The 20,965-nt window shown below is 62.4% G+C and carries 19 protein-coding genes; 11 read left to right on the top strand and 8 right to left on the bottom strand.

Annotation, left to right across the window (positions count from 1 at the left end; all coding sequences use genetic code 11):
• Positions 1-148: 148 nt before the first annotated feature.
• Positions 149-1,684, bottom strand: coding sequence for a 2,3-bisphosphoglycerate-independent phosphoglycerate mutase (gene gpmI / locus CAG22_RS01835; RefSeq protein ID WP_025340940.1), 1,536 nt, complete (start codon positions 1,682-1,684; stop codon positions 149-151).
• Positions 1,685-1,890: 206 nt separating this feature from the next.
• Between gpmI and CAG22_RS01840 the strand changes: the two genes are divergently transcribed.
• From CAG22_RS01840 to secB, 3 genes are read left to right on the top strand one after another with little or no spacing between them, the layout of a single operon-like run.
• Positions 1,891-2,304: a rhodanese-like domain-containing protein gene (locus CAG22_RS01840; RefSeq protein WP_003259887.1), complete on the top strand. Its 414-nt coding sequence runs from the start codon at positions 1,891-1,893 to the stop codon at positions 2,302-2,304.
• 1 nt (position 2,305) lies between these two features.
• A complete protein-coding gene (gene grxC / locus CAG22_RS01845) occupies positions 2,306-2,560 on the top strand; it encodes a glutaredoxin 3 (RefSeq protein WP_003249204.1) in 255 nt (84 codons plus the stop codon).
• A 39-nt stretch (positions 2,561-2,599) separates the two neighbouring features.
• Positions 2,600-3,085: a protein-export chaperone SecB gene (gene secB, locus CAG22_RS01850; RefSeq protein ID WP_013974581.1), complete on the top strand. Its 486-nt coding sequence runs from the start codon at positions 2,600-2,602 to the stop codon at positions 3,083-3,085.
• A 162-nt stretch (positions 3,086-3,247) separates the two neighbouring features.
• On the opposite strand, the gene trmL is transcribed toward secB, so the two are convergent.
• Positions 3,248-3,709, bottom strand: coding sequence for a tRNA (uridine(34)/cytosine(34)/5-carboxymethylaminomethyluridine(34)-2'-O)-methyltransferase TrmL (gene trmL, locus CAG22_RS01855; RefSeq protein ID WP_025340939.1), 462 nt, complete (start codon positions 3,707-3,709; stop codon positions 3,248-3,250).
• Between trmL and CAG22_RS01860 the strand changes: the two genes are divergently transcribed.
• The gene (locus tag CAG22_RS01860) at positions 3,708-4,145 is read left to right on the top strand and encodes a hypothetical protein (protein WP_025340938.1); all 438 of its coding nucleotides are present in this window, start codon (positions 3,708-3,710) and stop codon (positions 4,143-4,145) included. The genes trmL and CAG22_RS01860 overlap by 2 nt on opposite strands.
• Positions 4,146-4,586: 441 nt before the next feature.
• Here CAG22_RS01860 and ntrC read toward each other — a convergent pair whose 3' ends face one another.
• From ntrC to glnA, 4 genes are all read right to left on the bottom strand, one after another.
• The gene (gene ntrC, locus CAG22_RS01865; protein ID WP_013974578.1) at positions 4,587-6,023 is read right to left on the bottom strand and encodes a nitrogen regulation protein NR(I); all 1,437 of its coding nucleotides are present in this window, start codon (positions 6,021-6,023) and stop codon (positions 4,587-4,589) included.
• Positions 6,020-7,105: a nitrogen regulation protein NR(II) gene (glnL, locus tag CAG22_RS01870; protein ID WP_025340937.1), complete on the bottom strand. Its 1,086-nt coding sequence runs from the start codon at positions 7,103-7,105 to the stop codon at positions 6,020-6,022. The genes ntrC and glnL overlap by 4 nt, the downstream gene beginning before the upstream one ends.
• 272 nt (positions 7,106-7,377) lie before the next feature.
• The gene (locus CAG22_RS01875) at positions 7,378-7,821 is read right to left on the bottom strand and encodes a cupin domain-containing protein (protein WP_085587762.1); all 444 of its coding nucleotides are present in this window, start codon (positions 7,819-7,821) and stop codon (positions 7,378-7,380) included.
• A gap of 173 nt (positions 7,822-7,994) precedes the next feature.
• Entirely contained in the window at positions 7,995-9,401 is a 1,407-nt protein-coding gene (glnA, locus tag CAG22_RS01880) for a type I glutamate--ammonia ligase (protein ID WP_025340936.1), read from the bottom strand.
• A gap of 470 nt (positions 9,402-9,871) precedes the next feature.
• On the opposite strand from glnA, the gene thiI reads away from it, so the two are divergent.
• Positions 9,872-11,326 carry a tRNA uracil 4-sulfurtransferase ThiI gene (gene thiI, locus CAG22_RS01885; protein WP_025340935.1) on the top strand — a complete coding sequence of 485 codons (1,455 nt, stop codon included), beginning with the start codon at positions 9,872-9,874 and terminating at the stop codon, positions 11,324-11,326.
• A 127-nt stretch (positions 11,327-11,453) separates the two neighbouring features.
• Positions 11,454-13,274: a translational GTPase TypA gene (gene typA, locus CAG22_RS01890; RefSeq protein ID WP_003259874.1), complete on the top strand. Its 1,821-nt coding sequence runs from the start codon at positions 11,454-11,456 to the stop codon at positions 13,272-13,274.
• A 200-nt stretch (positions 13,275-13,474) separates the two neighbouring features.
• On the opposite strand, the gene CAG22_RS01895 is transcribed toward typA, so the two are convergent.
• Positions 13,475-13,879, bottom strand: a complete 405-nt coding sequence (locus CAG22_RS01895; RefSeq protein ID WP_003259873.1) for a YkgJ family cysteine cluster protein — start codon at positions 13,877-13,879, stop codon at positions 13,475-13,477.
• 185 nt (positions 13,880-14,064) lie between these two features.
• Between CAG22_RS01895 and CAG22_RS01900 the strand changes: the two genes are divergently transcribed.
• From CAG22_RS01900 to CAG22_RS01920, 5 genes are all read left to right on the top strand, one after another.
• Positions 14,065-16,515, top strand: a complete 2,451-nt coding sequence (locus tag CAG22_RS01900; RefSeq protein WP_085704182.1) for a glycogen/starch/alpha-glucan phosphorylase — start codon at positions 14,065-14,067, stop codon at positions 16,513-16,515.
• A gap of 249 nt (positions 16,516-16,764) precedes the next feature.
• The gene (locus CAG22_RS01905) at positions 16,765-17,775 is read left to right on the top strand and encodes a class 1 fructose-bisphosphatase (RefSeq protein WP_085704184.1); all 1,011 of its coding nucleotides are present in this window, start codon (positions 16,765-16,767) and stop codon (positions 17,773-17,775) included.
• 3 nt (positions 17,776-17,778) lie between these two features.
• Positions 17,779-18,375, top strand: a complete 597-nt coding sequence (locus tag CAG22_RS01910) for a DUF924 family protein (RefSeq protein ID WP_085704187.1) — start codon at positions 17,779-17,781, stop codon at positions 18,373-18,375.
• Positions 18,376-18,599: 224 nt separating this feature from the next.
• Complete coding sequence (gene bamE / locus CAG22_RS01915) at positions 18,600-18,854, top strand: outer membrane protein assembly factor BamE (protein WP_003249234.1); 255 nt, start codon at positions 18,600-18,602, stop codon at positions 18,852-18,854.
• Entirely contained in the window at positions 18,851-19,423 is a 573-nt protein-coding gene (locus CAG22_RS01920; protein WP_025340931.1) for a lipocalin family protein, read from the top strand. Before bamE ends, CAG22_RS01920 begins: the two co-directional genes overlap by 4 nt.
• A 116-nt stretch (positions 19,424-19,539) precedes the next feature.
• Here CAG22_RS01920 and CAG22_RS01925 read toward each other — a convergent pair whose 3' ends face one another.
• The gene (locus CAG22_RS01925) at positions 19,540-20,904 is read right to left on the bottom strand and encodes a formimidoylglutamate deiminase (protein WP_085704189.1); all 1,365 of its coding nucleotides are present in this window, start codon (positions 20,902-20,904) and stop codon (positions 19,540-19,542) included.
• Positions 20,905-20,965: the final 61 nt, after the last annotated feature.

A 20,965-nucleotide genomic window follows, 5' to 3' on the forward strand; every position in this document is an offset into this window, starting at 1 on the left:
GGGGCGTTTGTCTGGAATTCATGTGTTGTTGGGGCTGCTGTGCAGCCCTTCGCGGGCACGCCCGCTCCCACAGAATCAGCGGCACAACCTGCTTTTGTGGGAGCGGGCGAGCCCGCGAAGGGCCGAAGAGCGGCCCCAATACACAGAATTAGGCGTCGACCAGGATCGAGGTACCAGTCATTTCCACCGGCTTTTCCAGCCCCAGCAGCTTCAGCATGGTCGGCGCCACATCGGCCAGCACGCCGCCGTCACGCACCTTGACGTTGCGCTTGCCGACATAGATGAACGGCACCGGCTCGGTGGTGTGCGCGGTGTGCGCCTGGCCGGTGCACTCGTCTTCCATCTGCTCGACGTTGCCGTGGTCGGCGGTGATCAGCGCTTCGCCGCCGACCTTGTCCAGTGCTTCGACGATGCGCCCGACGCAGCCATCCAGGGCTTCGACGGCTTTCACCGCCGCCTCGAACACGCCGGTATGGCCGACCATGTCGCCGTTGGCGTAGTTGACCACGATCACGTCATAACGCTGCTGCTCGATGGCCTCGACGATGCGGTCGGTAACTTCCGGTGCGCTCATTTCCGGCTGCAGGTCGTAGGTGGCGACCTTCGGCGAAGGGATCAGGATGCGCTCTTCGCCTTCGAACGGCTCTTCGCGGCCTCCGGAGAAGAAGAAGGTGACGTGGGCGTACTTCTCGGTCTCGGCGATGCGCAGCTGGGTCTTGCCGTTCTTCGCCAGGTACTCGCCCAGCACGTTGTTCAGGCTGGCCGGGGCGAAGGCGGCGGGGGCCGGGATTTTCGCCGAGTACTGAGTCAGGCCGATGTAGGCGGCCAGTTTTGGCAGGCGGGCACGCGGGAATTCGTTGAAGTCGGCTTCGACGAACACGCGCGACAGTTCGCGGGCGCGGTCGGCGCGGAAGTTCATGAAGATCACCGCGTCGCCGTCTTCGACCTTGACTGCTTCACCGATGCGCGTGGCCTTGACGAACTCGTCGCTCTCGTCGCGGGCGTAGGCCGCTTCCAGGCCGGCCAGGGCGGTGTCGGCGGTGTATTCGGCAGCGCTGTCGACGATCAGGTTGTAGGCGGCGCTGACGCGGTCCCAGCGGTTGTCGCGGTCCATGGCGTAGTAGCGGCCGATCAGGCTGGCGATGCGGCCCTTGCCCAGCTTGGCGAAGGCGGCGTCGAGCAGTTCGATGGACGACTGTGCGCTGCGTGGCGGCGTGTCGCGGCCATCGAGGAAGGCGTGCAGGTAGATCTTTTCCGCACCGCGCTGCGCGGCCAGTTCGGCCATGGCTACCAGGTGGTCCTGGTGGCTGTGTACGCCGCCGTCGGACAGCAGGCCGAGGATGTGCACGGCCTTGCCGGCACTGGCTGCCTTGTCCACGGCGCCGGTCAGAACCGGGTTCTCGAAGAACTCGCCGTCGCGGATGGCCTTGGTCACCCGGGTGAAGTCCTGGTACACCACGCGGCCGGCGCCGAGGTTCATGTGACCGACTTCGGAGTTGCCCATCTGCCCGTCCGGCAGGCCGACATCCATGCCCGAGCCGGAAATGAGGCCATGCGGCTGGCTGGCGCGCAGGCGGTCATAGACCGGTGTTTTGGCGGCGTAGATGGCGTTGTATTCGGGGCTTTCGCTGTGGCCGAAGCCATCCAGGATGATCAGGACCAGGGGTTTGGGCGTACTCGTCATCAATCAAACTCACGGTTGTTCAAAGATGATAAAGACACGCATTTTAGGGCAAATGCGCCACCGGCGGCGAATATTCGTCCTGTTCCCTGACCAGCGTGGCCAATGTGGCAACATGAAGGTACCTTTCCGGCCGGCCCGTCGGGCTTTGGTGGCACTGGGGGGCTGTGTATACTGGCCGGCATTTTCAATCGCGTGGAACACCCCAGATGGTTGCTAACCTGATTCAATTTGCGACAAACCACTACATCCTGGTGGCGATCTTCGTTGTTTTGCTGGTCGCGCTGCTGGTCAACGAAATCCGTCGTGGCGGCCAGAGCCTGAGCAACGGCCAGCTGACTGCCCTGGTCAATGCCGAGAAAGCCCTGGTCATCGACATTCGCCCGACCAAGGAATACTCCGCCGGTCACATCGTCGGTGCGGTGAACATCCCGCAGGACAAGCTGGTCAACCGCATGAGCGAGCTGGACAAGCACAAAGAGAAGACCCTGATCGTTGTCGACTCGATGGGCCAGCAGTCCGGCACCATCTGCCGCGAGCTGCTCAAGGCTGGTTACAACGCCGCCAAACTGAGCGGTGGCGTTTCCAGCTGGAAAGCCGATAACCTGCCCCTGGTGAAGTGATATGAAGCCCGTCATCGTCTATTCCAGCGACTACTGCCCCTACTGCATGCGCGCCAAGTACCTGCTCGAGAGCAAGGGCGTGGCCTTCGAGGAAATCAAGGTCGACGGCAAGCCACAGGTTCGTGCCGAGATGAGCCAGAAGGCCGGCCGTACATCTGTGCCGCAGATCTGGATCGGCAGCACCCACGTCGGTGGATGCGATGACCTTTATGCCCTGGAGCGCGCCGGCAAGCTCGACGCGCTGCTGGCGGCCTGATTTGCACTGCATTCAAAAACATTAGGATAAGGATCTGCCATGACTGACCAACAGACCAACGGCGCTGCTGCAGAAGACAACAGCCCTCAGTTCTCCATGCAGCGCATCTATGTGCGCGACCTGTCGTTCGAAGCCCCGAAAAGCCCGCAGATCTTCCGTCAGACCTGGGAGCCGAGCGTTGCCCTGGACCTGAACACCAAGCAGAAAGCCCTGGAAGGTGACTTCCACGAGGTGGTGCTGACCCTGTCGGTTACCGTCAAGAACGGTGACGAAGTGGCCTTCATCGCTGAAGTGCAGCAGGCCGGTATCTTCCTGATCAAGAACCTGGACGCGGCTTCGATGAGCCACACCCTGGGTGCGTTCTGCCCGAACATCCTGTTCCCGTACGCCCGCGAGACCTTGGACAGCCTGGTGACCCGCGGTTCGTTCCCGGCCCTGATGCTGTCGCCGGTCAACTTCGACGCCCTGTACGCGCAGGAAATGCAGCGCATGCAGGAAGCCGGCGAAGCGCCGACTGTGCAGTAATAGCTGCATTTGAAAAAGGGCGACTTCGGTCGCCTTTTTTGTTGGCCTGTTCCGGCCCTATCGCCGGCAAGCCAGCTCCCACAGGTACTGCACAGGTTTCAAGGCTGGTGCGGTCCCTCTGGGAGCTGGCTTGCCGGCGATAGGGCCAGTGCAGGCAGCGCATCAACTGCCGGCAAACCCATTCTGCCGCCACGCCTCATACACCGTCACAGCCACGGTATTGGACAGGTTCAGGCTGCGGCACCCCGGCCGCATCGGCAGGCGCAGGCGTTGTTCGGCCGGCAGGCTGTCCAGTACCTCGGTCGGCAAACCACGGCTTTCTGGCCCGAACAGGAAGGCATCACCCGGCTGGTAGGCCACTTCGTGGAACGGGTGCGAGCCCTTGGTGGTGAAGGCGAACAGCCGTGGGTTGCCCAGGCTTTCCAGGCATCCGGCCAGGCTCTCGTGGCGCTTGAGCGTGGCATACTCGTGGTAATCCAGCCCCGCGCGCCGCAGGCGCTTGTCATCCAGTTCGAAGCTGATGGGCTCGATCAGGTGCAGGTCGCAGCCGCTGTTGGCGCACAGGCGAATGATGTTGCCGGTATTCGGCGGAATTTCTGGTTGAAAAAGGATGACGTGAAACATGCACGGCTCCAAGCGTGAAGATGACGGGCATTCTACCCCCGAACCGGATGTGCGTTCGAAGGCGTTCCCGCGGGTGATGCTGTCGCTGGCGATCGTCGGCTTGATGGTGGGGCTGATGATCGGCCGCCTGACCACACCCGACGAGCGCGAGCTGCAGCAGGTGGAGGTGGTGCAGGATGGCCTGGAGCTGTGGTTCAACGAAGAGCCCCAGCTGCATGGCGAGAATGTGGAAGGTACGGTAGCGCTATTGTTCCAGGCCCAGGGCAAGGCCCGGCAAGGGCAACTGAGCCTGCAGGGCAAGCCTGTGAGCTGGCGGGTGCAGAATAGCAAGGAAGGTCTGTTGCTGACGGTGGTGGCCGCGCGCCCCCTGCACGGCGAGTGGGCCGGTGCAGAGGACGCTGGGCGCTGGCGGTTGCAGGTGAAACTGCACGAATAAAAGAGGGGATATCCCGGCCTGCCTGTACCAGGGTCCCCGAAAGGGGTACTGCGTATAAAGGGGGGATGGCCCGGCCTGCCTGTACCGAGGTCCCCAAAACTGGCGATGTTGCGAATAAAAGAGGGGTTCACCCGGCCTGCCTGTACCAGGGCCCCCGAAACTGGATATGTATGGGCTATTGCAGGGGGCGTGCCAGTTTTGAAAAGCCCGTGAATTATGGTTTTTCAGGGTGATTTGGCCGTTTTTGCGGGGGATTTGTGCCTTCGAGAGGTGCATCGGGCACAGGATCGGTGCATCGAAGGGCTGAAATGTTTGGGGCCGCCTTGCGGCCCATCTCGACACAAGGCCGTTCCTACAGGTGATCGCATTCTCCTGTAGGAGCGGCCTTGTGTCGCGATGGGCTGCGCAGCAGCCCCAAAGAACTATGGGTTTACCTCGAACTCAGTGCTCGTCCCCTTCCTCATCATCGCCACCCGCCACATTCATCCCCAGCTCCTTGATCTTGCGCGTCAGGGTGTTGCGCCCCCAACCCAGCAACAGTGCTGCATCGCGCCGACGGCCAGCGGTGTGCTTGAGCGCCGTCTCGATCATGATCCGCTCGAAGCTCGGCACTGCGCTGTCCAGCAGGCTGGTCTGTCCGCGCGCCAACGCCTGGTCGGCCCACTGGCGCAGGGCCTGCTCCCAGTTGGTTACCGGCGCGGCGTCCTGTGGCAGGTTCAGCAGCTCGGGCGGCAGGTCGCCGATCAGCACTTCGCGGCTGGAGGCCATCACGGTGATCCAGCGGCAGGTGTTTTCCATTTGCCGTACGTTGCCCGGCCACGGCAGGTTGCGGATGAATTCCTCGGTTTCCGGCTTGAGGATCTTCGGCTCGACCGCCAGCTCCTGGGCGGCGCGGGCGAGGAAGTGGCGGGCGAGGGCGGGGATATCCTCGCGGCGGTCGGCCAGCCGTGGAATGTGGATGCGAATCACGTTCAGGCGGTGGAACAAGTCCTCGCGGAACTTGCCGGCCTGTACCAGCGACTCCAGGTTCTGGTGGGTGGCGGCGATGATGCGCACATCGACCTTGACCGGCACGTGGCCGCCCACGCGATAGAACTCGCCATCGGCCAGCACCCGCAGCAGGCGGGTCTGGGTGTCGGCGGGCATGTCGCCGATCTCGTCGAGGAACAGGGTGCCGCCGTCGGCCTGCTCGAAGCGCCCCCGGCGCAGGTTGGCGGCGCCGGTGAAGGCGCCTTTTTCATGGCCGAACAGCTCGGACTCCATCAGGTCCTTGGGGATGGCGGCCATGTTCAGGGCAATGAACGGCGACGCCGCACGCGGGCTGTGGCGGTGCAGGGCGTGGGCCACCAGCTCCTTGCCGGTACCGGACTCGCCGTTGATCAGCACGGTGATGTTGGAGTGGCTGAGGCGGCCGATGGCGCGGAACACCTCCTGCATCGCCGGCGCTTCACCGATGATTTCCGGGGTGCGCGCCAGGCTCTGCGGCACATCCAGCCCTTGTTGCTCCTGGGCGTGCTGGTTGGCGCGCTTGACCAGCGAGACCGCCTCGTCCACATCGAACGGCTTGGGCAGGTACTCGAAGGCACCGCCTTGGTACGATGCCACGGCGCTGTCCAGGTCGGAGTGGGCGGTCATGATGATGACCGGCAGGCGCGGGTGCTGCTCACGGATCTGTGCCAGCAGGTCGAGGCCGCTGGTGCCCGGCATGCGGATGTCGGAAATGATCACGTCCGGTTGCTGGCGTGCCAGGCGGCCCATCACGCCATCGGCGCTGTCGAAGCTCTGGGTGGTCATGCCTTCCTGTTGCAGGGCTTTTTCCAGGACCCAGCGGATGGAGCGATCATCGTCGACGATCCATACGGTTTCACTTCGGCTCATGAGGCGGTGGCTCCTTGTTCCAGGGGCAGGTAGATCGAGAAGGCGGTGTGGCCTGCATGGCTTTCACACTCGATCAGGCCCTGGTGCTGGCTGATGATGTTCTGGGTAATGGCCAGGCCCAGCCCGGTACCGTCCGGGCGGCCGCTGACCATGGGATAGAAGAGGGTGTCCTGCAGTTCCGGCGGGATGCCCGGGCCGTTGTCGATGATCTCCACCCGCGCCACCAGGCGATGGCGCACGTGGCCGATGGTGAACTGGCGCAGGGCACGGCTGCGCAGGGTGATGCGGCCCAGGCGCAGTTCGTTCTGCGAACTGATCGCCTGCATGGCATTGCGCACGATGTTGAGCACGGCCTGGATCATCTGCTCGCGGTCGATCAACACATCCGGCAGGCTGGGGTCGTAGTCGCGCACCAAAGTGATGCAGCCCTGGCTTTCGGCTTCTACCAGGCTGCAAACCCGCTCGAGCACTTCGTGGATGTTGGTCATGGCCAGCGACGGCAGCTTGTTCGAGCCGAGCATGCGGTCGACCAGGTTACGCAGGCGGTCGGCTTCCTCGATGATCACGTTGGTATAGTCACGCAGGCCTTCTTCAGGCAGTTCGCGGGCCAGCAGCTGGGCTGCGCCGCGGATGCCGCCAAGAGGGTTCTTGATTTCGTGGGCCAGGCCACGCACCAGCATCTTGGTGGTTTCCTGCTTGCTCAGCTGGGCCTCTTCCTTGGTAATGCGCAGTAGCCGGTCGCGCGGGTGCACCTCCAGCAGCAGCAGGGTCTGGCCCTGGTGCAGGATCGGCGTTACCGCGTAGTCGACGGTGATGGTCTGCCCGGTCAGCGAGGTGAGCTGCGCTTCGCGCTTGGTGAACGGGTGCGCCTGCTCGACCGCCTGGCGCAGCGAGCTGAGGGCCTCGGTCGACTCGGTGAACAGTTCGCTGATGAACTGCCCATGGCTGCGCTGGCCACTGACCGCCAGGAGCATTTCCGCGGCTGGGTTCATGTACTCCAGGCGCAGCTCGGCGTTGAGCAGCAGCGTGGCGGTGGTCAGGTTGTCCAGAAGCAGACGGTGCTGGGCATCGCTGATGGTCATAGGGCGTCGTCGACCTCTTTTGGCGCGTGTCGGGCATGGGCGCGGCCATGGTCGGGCGCGCGGTGGATCCGCTGATTCCAGTCTTTGGGCAAAAAATGCAAGAACCAAACCAAGGCTCCGAAAAGAAGCGGAATTTGCCGATAAAGCCCTGGAGACGGGACAATTCGCACCAGAATGAACTGATTAAACGGTTCATGTGATCGCTTTTGGGGTGCATTCGGGGGCGTTAGTCCACCGAATGCACCAATATGGAGCATAGGTGGTTTCAGGGTTTATCGCACAGTTGGCGGGCATTCGGCTTCTGGCGTTGAAAACGCCAGGTCTTCATTGCTTGCGTGGAACACCATGACAGTGGCGGGCTGCGCGGTGGTGTGCCCGCGGTGCACTACCCCTTGAAGTTCTGCCAGCGTCTGGCCCGCAACCAGGCTTGTGCGCTTGCCGTCGCGTGTTTCCACCTCAAGTGTGCCCTCTGCCAGATAGCCCAGATTGAGCGCCTGATGGCAGTGCCAGCCGAGGGTTGTGTGGGCGGGGATGCTGACTTTCACCAGCGACAGCACTGGTCGTCCTTCGGGGTAATCGAGATAGGGGGTGCCGTCCCAACTGCCGGTGGCGCGGTGAAGCACCTGTGACGTTGCCTGGCCTGGCGCGGTGCCGTTGCTGGCGCAGCCGGCGAGGAGGGCGGATACGGTAATCATTGCAGGTAGAAGGTTGCGCATGGCGTGATGTCCGTTGACTGAAGGGACGCCTACCCTGCGTGCTGAGGGGGCGGCGAAATGTCAGCGGCATCTGCTGGTTCTGTATGAAATCGATGAGGCAGCCACGGAAACGAAAACGGCCTCCCGAAGGAGGCCGTTCGTGATCATGTCATCGGCGCCAGGCGCCGATCAGATCAGCAGCTGTAGTACAGCTCGTATTCCAGCGGGTGAACGAAGGTGCGGACCTTGATTTCTTCTTCGCTCTTCAGCTCGATGAAGGCATCGATGAAGTCGTCGGAGAACACGCCGCCCTTGGTCAGGAACGCACGGCCCTTGTCCAGCTCTTCCAGAGCTTCCTTCAGGCTGCCGCAAACCTGCGGGATGTCCTTGGCCTCTTCAGGCGGCAGGTCGTACAGGTTCTTGTCGGCCGCATCGCCTGGGTGGATCTTGTTCTGGATACCGTCCAGGCCGGCCATCAGCAGGGCCGCGAAGGCCAGGTATGGGTTGGCCGATGGGTCCGGGAAGCGAGCTTCGATACGGCGGGCTTTCGGGCTGCCGACGTAAGGAATACGGATCGAGGCGGAACGGTTGCGAGCCGAGTAGGCCAGCATTACCGGGGCTTCGAAGCCTGGGACCAGACGCTTGTAGGAGTTGGTCGATGGGTTGGTGAAGCCGTTCAGGGCCTTACCGTGCTTGATGATACCGCCGATGAAGTACAGGGCGGTGTCGGACAGGCCGGCATAGCCTTCACCCGAGAAGGTGTTCTTGCCGTCTTTCCAGATCGACATGTGCACGTGCATGCCCGAGCCGTTGTCGCCGTACAGAGGCTTCGGCATGAAGGTGGCGGTACGGCCGTAGGCGTCGGCAACGTTGTGCACGACGTACTTCAGTGCCTGTACTTCGTCAGCCTTCTTCACCAGGGTGTTGAACTTGACGCCGATTTCGTTCTGGCCGGCAGTCGCCACTTCGTGGTGGTGAACTTCGACGGTCTGACCCATTTCTTCCAGTGCGTTGCACATGGCGGTACGGATTTCGTGGTCGTGGTCGAACGGCGGAACCGGGAAGTAGCCGCCTTTCACGCCTGGACGGTGGCCTTTGTTGCCGCCTTCCACGTCAGCGCCGGTCATCCACGAGCCTTGCTCGGAGAAGATCTTGAACATCGAGCCGGAGATGTCCGACTGGAACTTCACTTCGTCGAAGATGAAGAACTCTGGCTCCGGGCCGGCGAATACGGTGTCACCGATGCCGGTGCTCTTCAGGTACTCTTCGGCGCGCTTGGCGATGGCGCGAGGGTCACGATCGTAGCCCTGCATGCTCGACGGGTCGACGATGTCGCAGGTGATGATCAGGGTTGGCTCTTCGGTGAACGGGTCCAGTACGGCAGTTTCGTCGACCGGCATCAGGATCATGTCGGAAGCTTCGATGCCTTTCCAGCCAGCGATGGAGGAACCGTCGAACATCTTGCCGACTTCGAAGAAGTCGTCTTCCAGCGCATCACGCGACGGCATGGTCACGTGGTGCTGAATGCCTTTGGTGTCCGTGAAACGCAGATCAATCCACTTGACGTCATGATCTTTGATGAGTTGAACCGACTTCGACATGTTGTCCTCCGGATGGTCTAGAGCGCGGTGGGCCGCTGCCCTGGAAAAAGGGTGTTGCCGGGCGCGGATAGTCGGCCAAGCTTACCTGCCTCACAAGGGAGCAAATTGCATGCCAGTGCCCGAAAATGGCGAGGGCGGGATAAAAGGGGGCGTTTGCGGGCATTGGGCGCAGGGTTGGCGGGTAAAAATGCACCCTTAAGATGCGAATTTTGGTAGCGGTGCACCAATAGTGTGCATTGCTTGAGTTGTGTGCTTTCTTTGAGGGCCTCTTCGCGGGCTCGCCCGCTCCCACAGTTAGGGCGTACGTCTTGAGAGCTGCGGATAGCTTGTGGGAGCTGGCTTGCCGGCGATGAGGCCGGCGCAGGCAATATAAATCCGACCTTCTGTACAAAAGTTGGTCAAATCCTGAGCAATTTCCGCTATAATTCGCGCCCCTCATTTTCGGCAGGCCCTGCGCGCGCTGTTAACCAATGAAACTTATCGTCAAAGTCTTCCCAGAAATCACCATCAAGAGCCGGCCGGTGCGCAAGCGCTTCATCCGCCAGCTCGGCAAGAACATCCGCAACGTGCTCAAGGACCTCGACCCTGAGCTCGTGGTCGATGGTGTCTGGGACAATCTCGAAGTGGTCACCCGCGTCGAAGACGAAAAAGTCCAGCGCGAGATGATCGAGCGCCTCACCTGCACCCCGGGTATCACCCACTTCCTGCAGGTAGAGGAATACCCGCTCGGCGACTTCGACGACATCGTCGCCAAGTGCAAGCAGCACTTCGGTCACCTGCTGGCCGGCAAGCACTTCGCCGTGCGCTGCAAGCGCGGCGGCCACCACGACTTCACCTCGATGGACGTCGATCGTTACGTCGGCAGCCAGCTGCGTCAGCAGTGCGGGGCAGCCGGCATCGAGCTGAAGAACCCGGAAGTGCTGGTGCGCATCGAAATCCGCGACCAGCGCCTGTACGTGATCCACAACCAGCACCAGGGCATCGGCGGCTACCCGCTGGGCGCCCTGGAGCAGACCCTGGTGCTGATGTCCGGCGGCTTCGACTCCACCGTGGCGGCCTACCAGATGATGCGCCGTGGCCTGATGACCCACTTCTGCTTCTTCAATCTCGGCGGCCGTGCCCACGAGCTGGGCGTGATGGAAGTGGCCCACTACCTGTGGAAGAAGTTCGGCAGCAGCCAGCGCGTGCTGTTCATCAGCGTGCCGTTCGAGGAAGTGGTCGGCGAGATCCTCAACAAGGTCGACAACAGCTACATGGGTGTGACCCTGAAGCGCATGATGCTGCGCGGTGCCGCGCACATGGCCGACCGCCTGGAGATCGACGCGCTGGTCACCGGCGAGGCGATTTCCCAGGTGTCCAGCCAGACCCTGCCGAACCTGTCGATCATCGACTCGGCCACCGACAAGCTGGTGCTGCGCCCGCTGCTGGCCAGCCACAAGCAGGACATCATCGACCAGGCCTACGCGATCGGCACTGCCGACTTCGCCAAGCACATGCCAGAATACTGCGGCGTGATCTCGGTAAACCCGACCACCCACGCCAAGCGCCACCGCATGGAGCATGAAGAGAAGCAGTTCGACATGGCCGTGCTGGAGCGTGCCCTGGAACGCGCCCGGTTGATCTCCATCGACCATGTGATCGACGAACTGGGCAAGGACATCGAAATCGAGGAAGTGACCGAGGCACTGCCCGGCCAGATCGTCATCGACATTCGTCACCCCGATGCCCAGGAAGACGAACCTCTGGTGCTCGACGGTATCGAAGTGCAGGCCATGCCGTTCTATGCCATCAACAGCAAGTTCAAGCACCTGGATGCCAACCGCCAGTACTTGCTGTATTGCGACAAAGGTGTGATGAGCCGTCTGCACGCACACCACCTGCTCAGTGAGGGACATGCCAATGTGCGTGTTTATCGTCCGACATAAGACGCCAGGGCTGTATGGCGGCAGCATCCGCCATCGCCCTCCCGACCATCGGGCCCGCTGAGCCTCAAACCGTACATATTCGCCGCCTACACTGGCGGCAACCGAATCCTCTGATCGAGATACAGTTGTGATCGAAAATCTGCGTAACATCGCCATCATCGCCCACGTTGACCATGGTAAAACCACCCTGGTCGACAAACTCCTGCGCCAGTCCGGCACCCTGGAGCGTAACGAGCTCAACGACGAGCGCGTGATGGACTCCAACGACCAGGAAAAAGAGCGCGGCATTACCATTCTGGCGAAAAACACCGCCATCAACTGGAACGGCTACCACATCAACATCGTCGACACCCCCGGCCACGCCGACTTCGGTGGCGAGGTTGAGCGTGTAATGTCGATGGTCGACTCCGTGCTGCTGCTGGTCGATGCCCAGGACGGCCCGATGCCGCAAACCCGCTTCGTGACCAAGAAGGCTTTCGAAGCTGGCCTGAAGCCGATCGTCGTGATCAACAAGGTTGACCGCCCGGGCGCGCGTCCTGACTGGGTTCTGGACCAGATCTTCGACCTGTTCGACAACCTCGGTGCCACCGACGACCAGCTGGACTTCCAGGTTGTCTACGCCTCGGCCCTGAACGGCATCGCCGGTCTGGACCACACCGACATGGCTGAAGACATGACCCCGCTGTACCAGTCGATCGTCGACAACGTACCGGCGCCGAACGTTGACGTCGATGGCCCGTTCCAGATGCAGATCTCCGCTCTGGACTACAACAGCTTCCTCGGTGTTATCGGCGTTGGCCGTATCGCCCGTGGTCGTATCAAGCCGAACACCCCGGTTGTTGCCATCGACACCGAAGGCAAGAAGCGTAACGGCCGTATCCTCAAGCTGATGGGCCACCACGGCCTGCACCGCGTCGACGTTGAAGAAGCCCAGGCTGGCGACATCGTCTGCATCAGCGGTTTCGACGAGCTGTTCATCTCCGACACCCTGTGCGACATGAACAACGTCGAGGCGATGAAGCCACTGACCGTTGACGAGCCGACCGTTTCGATGACCTTCCAGGTCAACGACTCGCCGTTCTGCGGCAAGGAAGGCAAGTTCGTCACCAGCCGTAACATCAAGGAACGTCTGGACAAAGAGCTGCTGTACAACGTTGCACTGCGCGTTGAAGAAGGCGACTCGGCTGACAAGTTCAAGGTTTCCGGCCGTGGTGAGCTGCACCTGTCGGTTCTGATCGAAACCATGCGTCGTGAAGGCTTCGAGATGGCTGTAGGCCGCCCTGAAGTGATCATCCGCGAAGTCAACGGCGTGAAGCAGGAGCCGTTCGAGAACGTCACCATCGACATCCCTGAAGAATCCCAGGGCAAGGTCATGGAAGAAATGGGCCTGCGTAAGGGCGACCTGACCAACATGGCGCCGGATGGCAAGGGCCGTGTACGTCTGGAGTACAACGTACCTGCTCGTGGTCTGATCGGTTTCCGTAACCAGTTCCTGACCCTGACCAACGGTGCCGGCATCCTGACCTCGATCTTCGATCGCTACGACACCATGAAAGCCGGCCAGATGTCCGGTCGCCTGAACGGTGTACTGGTTTCGATCGAGACCGGCAAGGCGCTGACCTACTCGCTGGAAACCCTGCAGGCTCGCGGCAAGCTGTTCATCGAGCACGGCCAGGACATCTACAACGGTCAGATCATCGGCCTGAACAGCCGTGACAACGACCTGGGCGTGAACCCGACCAAGGGCAAGAAGCTCGACAACATGCGTGCTTCGGGCAAAGACGAAGTCATCGCCCTGGTACCGCCGGTTCGCCACACCCTGGAACAGGCCCTGGAATTCATCCAGGACGACGAGCTGTGCGAAGTGACTCCGAAGTCGATCCGCCTGCGCAAGAAGATCCTGGACGAAGGCGAGCGTACCCGCGCTGCCAAGAAAGCCAAGGCTTGATCGTCTAGCTTGAGCTGAAACGAAAACGCCCCCGGTCGAAAGGCCGGGGGCGTTTTTGTTTGCCTGCAGATTTTGGGGCCGCTTTGCGGCCCATCGCGACACAAGACCGCTCCTACAAGGGACCGCGATCTCCTGTAGGAGCGGCCTTGTGTCGCGAAAGGGCTGCAAAGTAGCCCCAGGATCTCAAATGCAAAGCAGGATCAGCGCCCGACCACCTTGGGCTTGTACGCACAATACCCCGGCCGCGGCCCGACCTTGGGGTGGTTGCGGCAGGTATCCGGCCTCTTGTCATAAATGGTGCACAGCCGGCTTTTACGATCCAGGTACAGGCAGTCATCATTGCTCATCCGGGTCAGGGTGAAGATCCCCGACTTCTGGTTGAAGCGTTCGATGATGCCGTCCTTCTGCAGGCGCTTGGCGATGTTCTTCGGCGGTTCGTCTTTCTCGAACTCGTCGACCACGCCGATACGGATCAGATCCTTGATCTTCACCTCCACCGGCAGGGTGCAGCAGGTCGAATGGCAGCCATGGCACATGTTGCTGGTATAGCGCTGCCAGGTCTCCAGGCGGTCGACTTCGGCCGCGGCGATCAGGGTCGTTTTCATCGTTATGGGGGTGTATCACGGTCTTGGGGCGCGCGATCATACCGGAATTGTTCAATTTATGAACAACCTTTTGCCGGAATCGCAGAGTGGGCATGAAAACTGCGAACGCTAACTGTCACTCCCTGTCGAAGGGTCTAGGCTCAACAGTCTCCCTCCGCTTTCGTCAACTTGCCCGAGGATGCCGCATGTCCCAGGAACCCAAAGCTCGTGACGCCGAGGTGGCCGAATTTCGCGCCGCTGTACTGGACAAGCTGACCTATGCGGTCGGCAAGGACCCGGAGCACGCTTTCGACCACGACTGGTTCGAAGCCATTGCACTGGCCGCGCGCGATCACATGGTCGATCACTGGATGGACCACACCCGCCAGGCTTATCGCCGCAGCCAGAAGCGGGTCTATTACCTTTCCCTCGAATTCCTCATCGGCCGCTTGCTGTACGACAGCCTGAGCAACCTGGGCCTGCTCGACATTGCCCGCGATGCACTGGAAGGGCTGGACGTGGACCTGGAGCGCATCCGCCTGCTCGAGCCCGATGCCGCGCTGGGCAACGGTGGCCTGGGCCGCCTGGCGGCGTGCTTCATGGAGAGCATGTCGACCCTGGGCATCGCTGCTCACGGTTATGGCATCCGCTACGAGCACGGGCTGTTTCGCCAGGCCATGGTTGATGGCTGGCAGCAGGAGCAGACCGAGAACTGGCTGGACTTCGGCAACCCCTGGGAGTTCGAGCGCGCGGAGGTGATCTACCCGATCAGCTTTGGCGGGAGCGTCGAAACGGTGCACGACACCCACGGCCAGCAGCGCCAGGTGTGGTGGCCGGGCGAGACCGTGCGAGCGGTGGCCTATGACACCCCGGTAGTCGGTTGGCGCGGGGCCAGCGTGAATACCCTGCGCCTGTGGCGTGCGCGGGCGCTGGAAGAGCTGCACCTGGAACGCTTCAATGCCGGTGACCACCTGGGTGCGGTAGCCGAGGTGGCGCGGGCCGAAAGCATTTCGCGGGTGCTGTACCCGGCCGATAGCACCGAGGCGGGCCAGGAGCTGCGCCTGCGCCAGGAGTACTTCTTCGTCTCGGCTTCGTTGCAGGACCTGCTGCGCCGCCACCTGAACATGCACGACAACCTGCTCAACCTGCCGGATGCGGCGGCCATCCAGCTCAACGACACCCACCCGTCGATCGCCGTGGCCGAGCTGATGCGCCTGCTGGTCGACCAGCATGAAATCCCTTGGGATACCGCCTGGGAGCTGACCGTCGGCACTCTGGCCTACACCAACCACACCTTGCTGCCCGAAGCCCTGGAAACCTGGCCGGTGGCGCTGATGGAACGCATGCTGCCGCGGCACATGCAGATCATCTACCTGATCAACGCCTACCACATCGACGCGCTACGGGCGAAAGGCCTGCACGACTTCGATGTGCTGCGGGCCGTGTCGCTGATCGAAGAAGACAACGGCCGCCGGGTGCGCATGGGCAACCTGGCGTTCCTCGGTTCGCACAGCGTCAACGGTGTGTCGGCGCTGCACAGCAAGCTGATGAAAAGCACGGTGTTCTCCGAGCTGCACAAGCTCTACCCGCAACGGATCAACAACAAGACCAACGGCATTACCTTCCGCCGCTGGCTGTACCAGTCCAACCCGCAGCTGACCGCCATGCTGGTCGAGGCGCTGGGCCCTGAGTTGCTGGACGATCCGGAAGGGCGCCTGGTCAATCTGGTGCCGTTCGCCGACAAGAGCGGCTTCCGCAAGCAGTTCGCCGCGCAGCGCCTGCACAGCAAGCGTGCCCTGGCCAGCATCATCCAGGACCGCCTGGGCGTTACGGTGAACCCCGAGGCGTTGTTCGATGTGCAGGTCAAGCGCATTCACGAATACAAGCGCCAGTTGCTCAACCTGCTGCACACCGTGGCGCTGTACCAGGCCATGCGCAATGACCCCGGTACCGACTGGGTGCCGCGGGTGAAGATTTTCGCCGGCAAGGCCGCGGCCAGCTATCACCAGGCCAAGCTGATCATCAAGCTGGCCAACGACATCGCCCGGGTGGTGAACAACGACCCGACCGTGCGCGGCCTGCTGAAGGTGGTATTCCTGCCCAACTACAACGTCAGCCTGGCTGAAAGCATCATCCCGGCGGCGGACCTTTCCGAGCAGATTTCCACCGCCGGTTACGAAGCCTCCGGTACCAGCAACATGAAGTTCGGCCTGAACGGTGCGCTGACCATCGGCACCCTGGATGGTGCCAACGTCGAGATGAGCGAGCAGGTGGGTACCGAAAACATGTTCATCTTCGGCCTTACCGCGCAGCAGGTGGAGGCCAGACGGCGCGACGGGGACTTTGGCGCCAGTGCGGCGATTGCCGCGTCCAGTCGCCTGAATGACGTGTTGCAGGCCATTCGCAGCGGGGTGTTCTCACCGGACGACCCGTCGCGCTACAGCGCGCTGATCGACGGGCTGGTGGCTCATGACCGCTTCCTGGTGTGTGCCGATTTCGATGCCTACTGGGATGCCCAGCGACGGGTCGAGGAGCTGTGGCACACGCCGCAGGAATGGTGGCGCATGGCGGTGCTGAATACCGCGCGGATGGGCTGGTTCTCCTCGGACCGGACCATTCGGGAATATGCCAGCGAGATCTGGAAGGCGCTGGATTGAGGAAAAGGGGCCGCTGTGCGGCCCATCGCCGGCAAGCCAGCTCCCACCTCGACCGCGTCGACCTCGAGCCATGTGCAGTCCCTGTGGGAGCTGGCTTGCCGGCGATGGGCTGCACAGCAGCCCCAACCGACCATCGGCTTGGTGCTTGCTGAACTTCAGGGGCCGAAGTCGAGTCTCTTTGCTCGCTAGCCCGCAACTCTCCCTGTAAACTGCGGGGGTTTTTATCCCCCAATCCTTTCGGAGCCATACATGTCCCGCGTTACCCTGAGTCGCTATCTGATTGAGCAGACCCGCAGCAACAATACCCCTGCCGATCTGCGCTTCCTGATCGAAGTGGTGGCGCGTGCGTGCAAGGAAATCAGCCATCACGTGTCCAAAGGCGCCCTTGGTGGCGTGCTGGGCAGCATGGGCACTGAAAACGTGCAGGGCGAAGTCCAGAAGAAACTGGACGTGATTTCCAACGATATCCTGCTTGAAGCCAACGAGTGGGGCGGCCACCTGGCCGGCATGGCTTCCGAAGAAATGGACAACGCCTACCAGATCCCGGGCAAGTACCCGAAAGGCGCCTACCTGCTGGTCTTCGACCCGCTGGACGGCTCGTCCAACATCGACGTCAACGTTTCGGTCGGCACCATCTTCTCGGTACTGCGTTGCCCTAACGAATACCTGAGCCAGAACGAAACCCTGAACGAAAATGCCTTCCTGCAGCCAGGCACCCAGCAGGTCGCCGCCGGTTACGCCATCTACGGCCCGCAGACCATGCTGATCCTGACCCTGGGCAACGGCGTCAAGGGCTTCACCCTGGACCGCGAACTGGGCAGCTTCGTCCTCACCCACGAAAACATCCGCGTGCCGGAAAGCACCGCAGAGTTCGCCATCAACATGTCCAACCAGCGCCACTGGGAAGCCCCGGTTCAGCGCTACGTGGGCGAACTGCTGGCAGGCGAGACCGGCCCGCTGAAGAAGAACTACAACATGCGCTGGATCGCCTCGATGGTGGCCGACGTACACCGCATCCTGACCCGTGGCGGCCTGTTCATGTACCCACGTGACGCCCGCGAGCCGAGCAAGCCGGGCAAACTGCGCCTGATGTACGAAGCCAACCCGATGTCCTTCATCATCGAACAGGCCGGCGGCGCCTCCACCAACGGTTACGATCGCATCCTCGACATCCAGCCAGATAGCCTGCACCAGCGTGTGTCGGTAATCCTCGGCTCGAAGGAAGAGGTCGAGCGCGTCACCGCCTACCACAAGGAGTAAGTCATGCTCGCACCTTGGCAGCCGTTGCTGGAGTGGTGGTTCGGTTGGGGCACCAGTCCCCAGGCCGTGGCTGACGAGAAGAGCACGCTGTGGTTCGGCAAGCATCATGATGCCGACGCCCATGCGCTGTTTGGCGACCTGGTCGAGCATGCCCTGGCGGGTGGGCTCGACGAGTGGCAGCAAAGCCCGCAGGGCTGGCTGGGCCTGCTGATCCTGCTGGACCAGCTGCCGCGCATGATCCACCGCGACACGCCGCGTGCCTTCGAGGGCGACCGGCGTGCCCAGGTGGTGGCGATGCAGGGTTTGCAGAAGAACTGGGATTACCAGCTGCTGCCGATCCAGCGGGTGTTCGTGCTGCTGGTGCTGGAGCATGCCGAGGTGCTGGACTGGCAGAACCTGTGCGTCGAGCGCTACCAGGTGCTGCTGGACGAGCAGCCCGATGCCAACCGCCGGTTGTTCGAAGGCTTCCTCGACTACGCCGAGCAGCACCAGCGGGTAATTGCCCGTTTCGGGCGCTTCCCGCACCGCAACCTGGTGCTGGAGCGGCCGAGTACCAGCGAAGAGATGGACTTTTTGCTGGAGCCTGGGTCCAGGTTCTGAGGCTTCGTGGCCTGCTGCGCAGGCCGTCGCGACGCAAGGCCGCTCCTTCACGGGGCGGCCTTTTTGTTTGGGCGGGGTAATTCTTTGTGATTAATCGCACAGTAGTGGCCATCCGACCAATGGCGTAGGGGTAGAGGAGGGAGGTCAGGGAACCTGGGAGGGTTTTTACCGTCGAAGGTCACTGCAGGCCACTCGCCTGTATCCCCTCTCCAGGAGTGTCCTTCATGTCGTTGCGTTCCCTCGCCCTGTTGTCGCTGTGCGTCGTCCTGACTGCCTGCAGCAAGATCAACCAGGAAAACTATTCCAAGATCAAGGCCGGTATGAACAAGGCCGAGGTCGAGCAGCTGCTCGGCACGCCGACCGAGTGCTCTGGTGCGCTGGGGATGAGCAGCTGCACCTGGGGGGACGAGAAGAGCTTCATCAGTGTGCAATATGCGGCTGACAAGGTGCTCATGTATTCAGGGCAGGGTCTCAAATGAGGCACCTGTATCTGCTGATGGGGGTATGCCTGGCGCTGCTGCTGGGCGGTTGTGCCGGCTCCGTGCATGACCCGCTGGCGCCGAAAACCGCGGGCAACATCGACCTCAAGCGCTACCAGGGCAAGTGGTACGAGCTGGCGCGCCTGCCGATGCGCTACCAGACCGGCTGCGAGCAGTCCGAAGCGCACTACAACCTCCGGCTCGATGGTAGCCTCGGCGTGCTCAACCGCTGCCGCACCATGGGTGACGAATGGCTGCGCGCCGAAGGGCATGCGAACATCCAGGAGCCGGGGCACACCGACAAATTGTGGGTCGAGTTCGACAACTGGTTCACCAAGCTGGTGCCAGGGGTGGCGAGGGGCGAGTACTGGATTCTTTATGTGGATGATCGCTACCGCACGGCGGTGGTCGGCAGCCCGGACCGCAAGCACTTGTGGATCCTGTCGCGTACGCCGACGCTACCGGCCTGGGAGCGCGAGAACCTGATGTCCAAGGCCCGGCAGCAGGGGTATGACACCAATCGGCTGATCTGGCGGGCGTCGGACCAGCAGATCGTCAAGAGGCACTGAATTTCTGGGGGCTGCTTTGCAGCCCATCGCGACACAAGGCCGCTCCTACAGGGGAACGCACATTCCTGTAGGAGCGGCCTTGTGTCGCGATGGGCCGCAAAGCCGCCCCAATAAACTCACCCCAACAGCTGTCGCAACACCTCGGCAAACGCCAGCGCGCTTTGCTCTTCCTGCGCATGCCGCCCCTGGCGCACCACCCACTGCCCATTCACCATCACATCCCGCACCTGGCGATCGCCCCCGGCAAACAGCCAGCGGTTGAGAATCGCATCCCCATCGGCCATGGCGATGTAAGGGTCCTGCCCATCGAGCACCAGCCAGTCGGCGCGCTTGCCCACGGCCAGCTCCCCGACCGCCTGCCCCAGCGCCTGCGCACCGCCCGCCAGCGCAGCGTCATACAGCGTGCGCCCGACCATCGGCTGGTCGCCGCGATACAGGCGGTTACGCCGCTGGTCGCGCAGCCGCTGGCCGTATTCCAACCAGCGCAGTTCCTCCACCACGCTCAGCGACACATGGCTGTCCGAACCAATGCCCATGCGCCCGCCCTGCGCCAGGTAGTCCACTGCCGGGAAAATCCCGTCGCCCAGGTTGGCCTCGGTGGTCAGGCACAGCCCGGCTACCGCGCCACTGTGGGCCATGGCGGTGACTTCATCCGGCTCGGCATGGGTGGCATGCACCAGGCACCAGCGTGGGTCCACGTCCACGTGCTCGTACAGCCACTGCAGCGGGCGCAGGCCGCTCCAGGCCAGGCAGTCGTCGACTTCCTTCTGCTGCTCGGCGATATGGATATGCACCGGGCACTGCTTGTCGCTGGCTGCCAGCACTTCGGCGATCTGCCCGGGCGTCACGGCGCGCAGCGAATGGAAGCACAGACCCAGTTGCTGCGCGGGTTGCGCGGCCAGCAGCGGGGCCAGCTGCGCTTGCAGTTGCAGGTATTGTTCGGTGGAGTTGATGAAGCGCCGTTGCCCGTCATTCGGGGCTTGGCCGCCGAAGCCTGCGTGGCTGTACAGCACCGGCAGCAAGGTCAGGCCAATGCCGCTGTCGGCTGCAGCCGCGCTGATGCGGCGGGACAGTTCGGCCGGGTCGGCGTAGGCCTTGCCGGCCTGGTCATGGTGCACGTAGTGGAACTCGGCGACCGAGGTGTAGCCGGCCTTGAGCATCTCGATGTACAGCTGACGGGCGATGACCTGCAGCTGCTCCGGGCTGATCTGGCCGACCAGGCGATACATCAGGTCGCGCCAGGTCCAGAAACTGTCGTTGGGGTTGCCGGCGACTTCCGCCAGCCCTGCCATGGCGCGCTGGAAGGCATGCGAGTGCAGGTTGGGCATGCCGGGCAGCAGCGGGCCGGCCAGCCGCTCGGCGCCTTCCGCCGAGGCACCTGGTTCGATGCGGGCCACATGGCCATCACTGGTGACCTCGATGCGGACATGGCTGGCCCAGCCCGTGGGCAGCAGGGCGCGTTCGGCGAAGTAGGCGGACATCGGTGAAAATCCTGTTATTGTTAACTTGTATATACATATACAGGCGTTTGCCTGCCGGGTA

The organism is Pseudomonas sp. B8(2017) (genome assembly GCF_002113575.1).
Taxonomy (GTDB): domain Bacteria; phylum Pseudomonadota; class Gammaproteobacteria; order Pseudomonadales; family Pseudomonadaceae; genus Aquipseudomonas; species Aquipseudomonas putida_Z.

What these genes read in the sequence shown, in the direction of transcription:
- gpmI (WP_025340940.1), bottom strand. Translation starts at nt 1,684, where the DNA reads ATGACGAGTACGCCCAAACCCCTGGTCCTGATCATCCTGGATGGCTTC.
- CAG22_RS01840 (WP_003259887.1), top strand. Translation starts at nt 1,891, where the DNA reads ATGGTTGCTAACCTGATTCAATTTGCGACAAACCACTACATCCTGGTG.
- grxC (WP_003249204.1), top strand. Translation starts at nt 2,306, where the DNA reads ATGAAGCCCGTCATCGTCTATTCCAGCGACTACTGCCCCTACTGCATG.
- secB (WP_013974581.1), top strand. Translation starts at nt 2,600, where the DNA reads ATGACTGACCAACAGACCAACGGCGCTGCTGCAGAAGACAACAGCCCT.
- CAG22_RS01860 (WP_025340938.1), top strand. Translation starts at nt 3,708, where the DNA reads ATGCACGGCTCCAAGCGTGAAGATGACGGGCATTCTACCCCCGAACCG.
- trmL (WP_025340939.1), bottom strand. Translation starts at nt 3,709, where the DNA reads ATGTTTCACGTCATCCTTTTTCAACCAGAAATTCCGCCGAATACCGGC.
- ntrC (WP_013974578.1), bottom strand. Translation starts at nt 6,023, where the DNA reads ATGAGCCGAAGTGAAACCGTATGGATCGTCGACGATGATCGCTCCATC.
- glnL (WP_025340937.1), bottom strand. Translation starts at nt 7,105, where the DNA reads ATGACCATCAGCGATGCCCAGCACCGTCTGCTTCTGGACAACCTGACC.
- CAG22_RS01875 (WP_085587762.1), bottom strand. Translation starts at nt 7,821, where the DNA reads ATGCGCAACCTTCTACCTGCAATGATTACCGTATCCGCCCTCCTCGCC.
- glnA (WP_025340936.1), bottom strand. Translation starts at nt 9,401, where the DNA reads ATGTCGAAGTCGGTTCAACTCATCAAAGATCATGACGTCAAGTGGATT.
- thiI (WP_025340935.1), top strand. Translation starts at nt 9,872, where the DNA reads ATGAAACTTATCGTCAAAGTCTTCCCAGAAATCACCATCAAGAGCCGG.
- CAG22_RS01895 (WP_003259873.1), bottom strand. Translation starts at nt 13,879, where the DNA reads ATGAAAACGACCCTGATCGCCGCGGCCGAAGTCGACCGCCTGGAGACC.
- CAG22_RS01900 (WP_085704182.1), top strand. Translation starts at nt 14,065, where the DNA reads ATGTCCCAGGAACCCAAAGCTCGTGACGCCGAGGTGGCCGAATTTCGC.
- CAG22_RS01905 (WP_085704184.1), top strand. Translation starts at nt 16,765, where the DNA reads ATGTCCCGCGTTACCCTGAGTCGCTATCTGATTGAGCAGACCCGCAGC.
- CAG22_RS01910 (WP_085704187.1), top strand. Translation starts at nt 17,779, where the DNA reads ATGCTCGCACCTTGGCAGCCGTTGCTGGAGTGGTGGTTCGGTTGGGGC.
- bamE (WP_003249234.1), top strand. Translation starts at nt 18,600, where the DNA reads ATGTCGTTGCGTTCCCTCGCCCTGTTGTCGCTGTGCGTCGTCCTGACT.
- CAG22_RS01920 (WP_025340931.1), top strand. Translation starts at nt 18,851, where the DNA reads ATGAGGCACCTGTATCTGCTGATGGGGGTATGCCTGGCGCTGCTGCTG.
- CAG22_RS01925 (WP_085704189.1), bottom strand. Translation starts at nt 20,904, where the DNA reads ATGTCCGCCTACTTCGCCGAACGCGCCCTGCTGCCCACGGGCTGGGCC.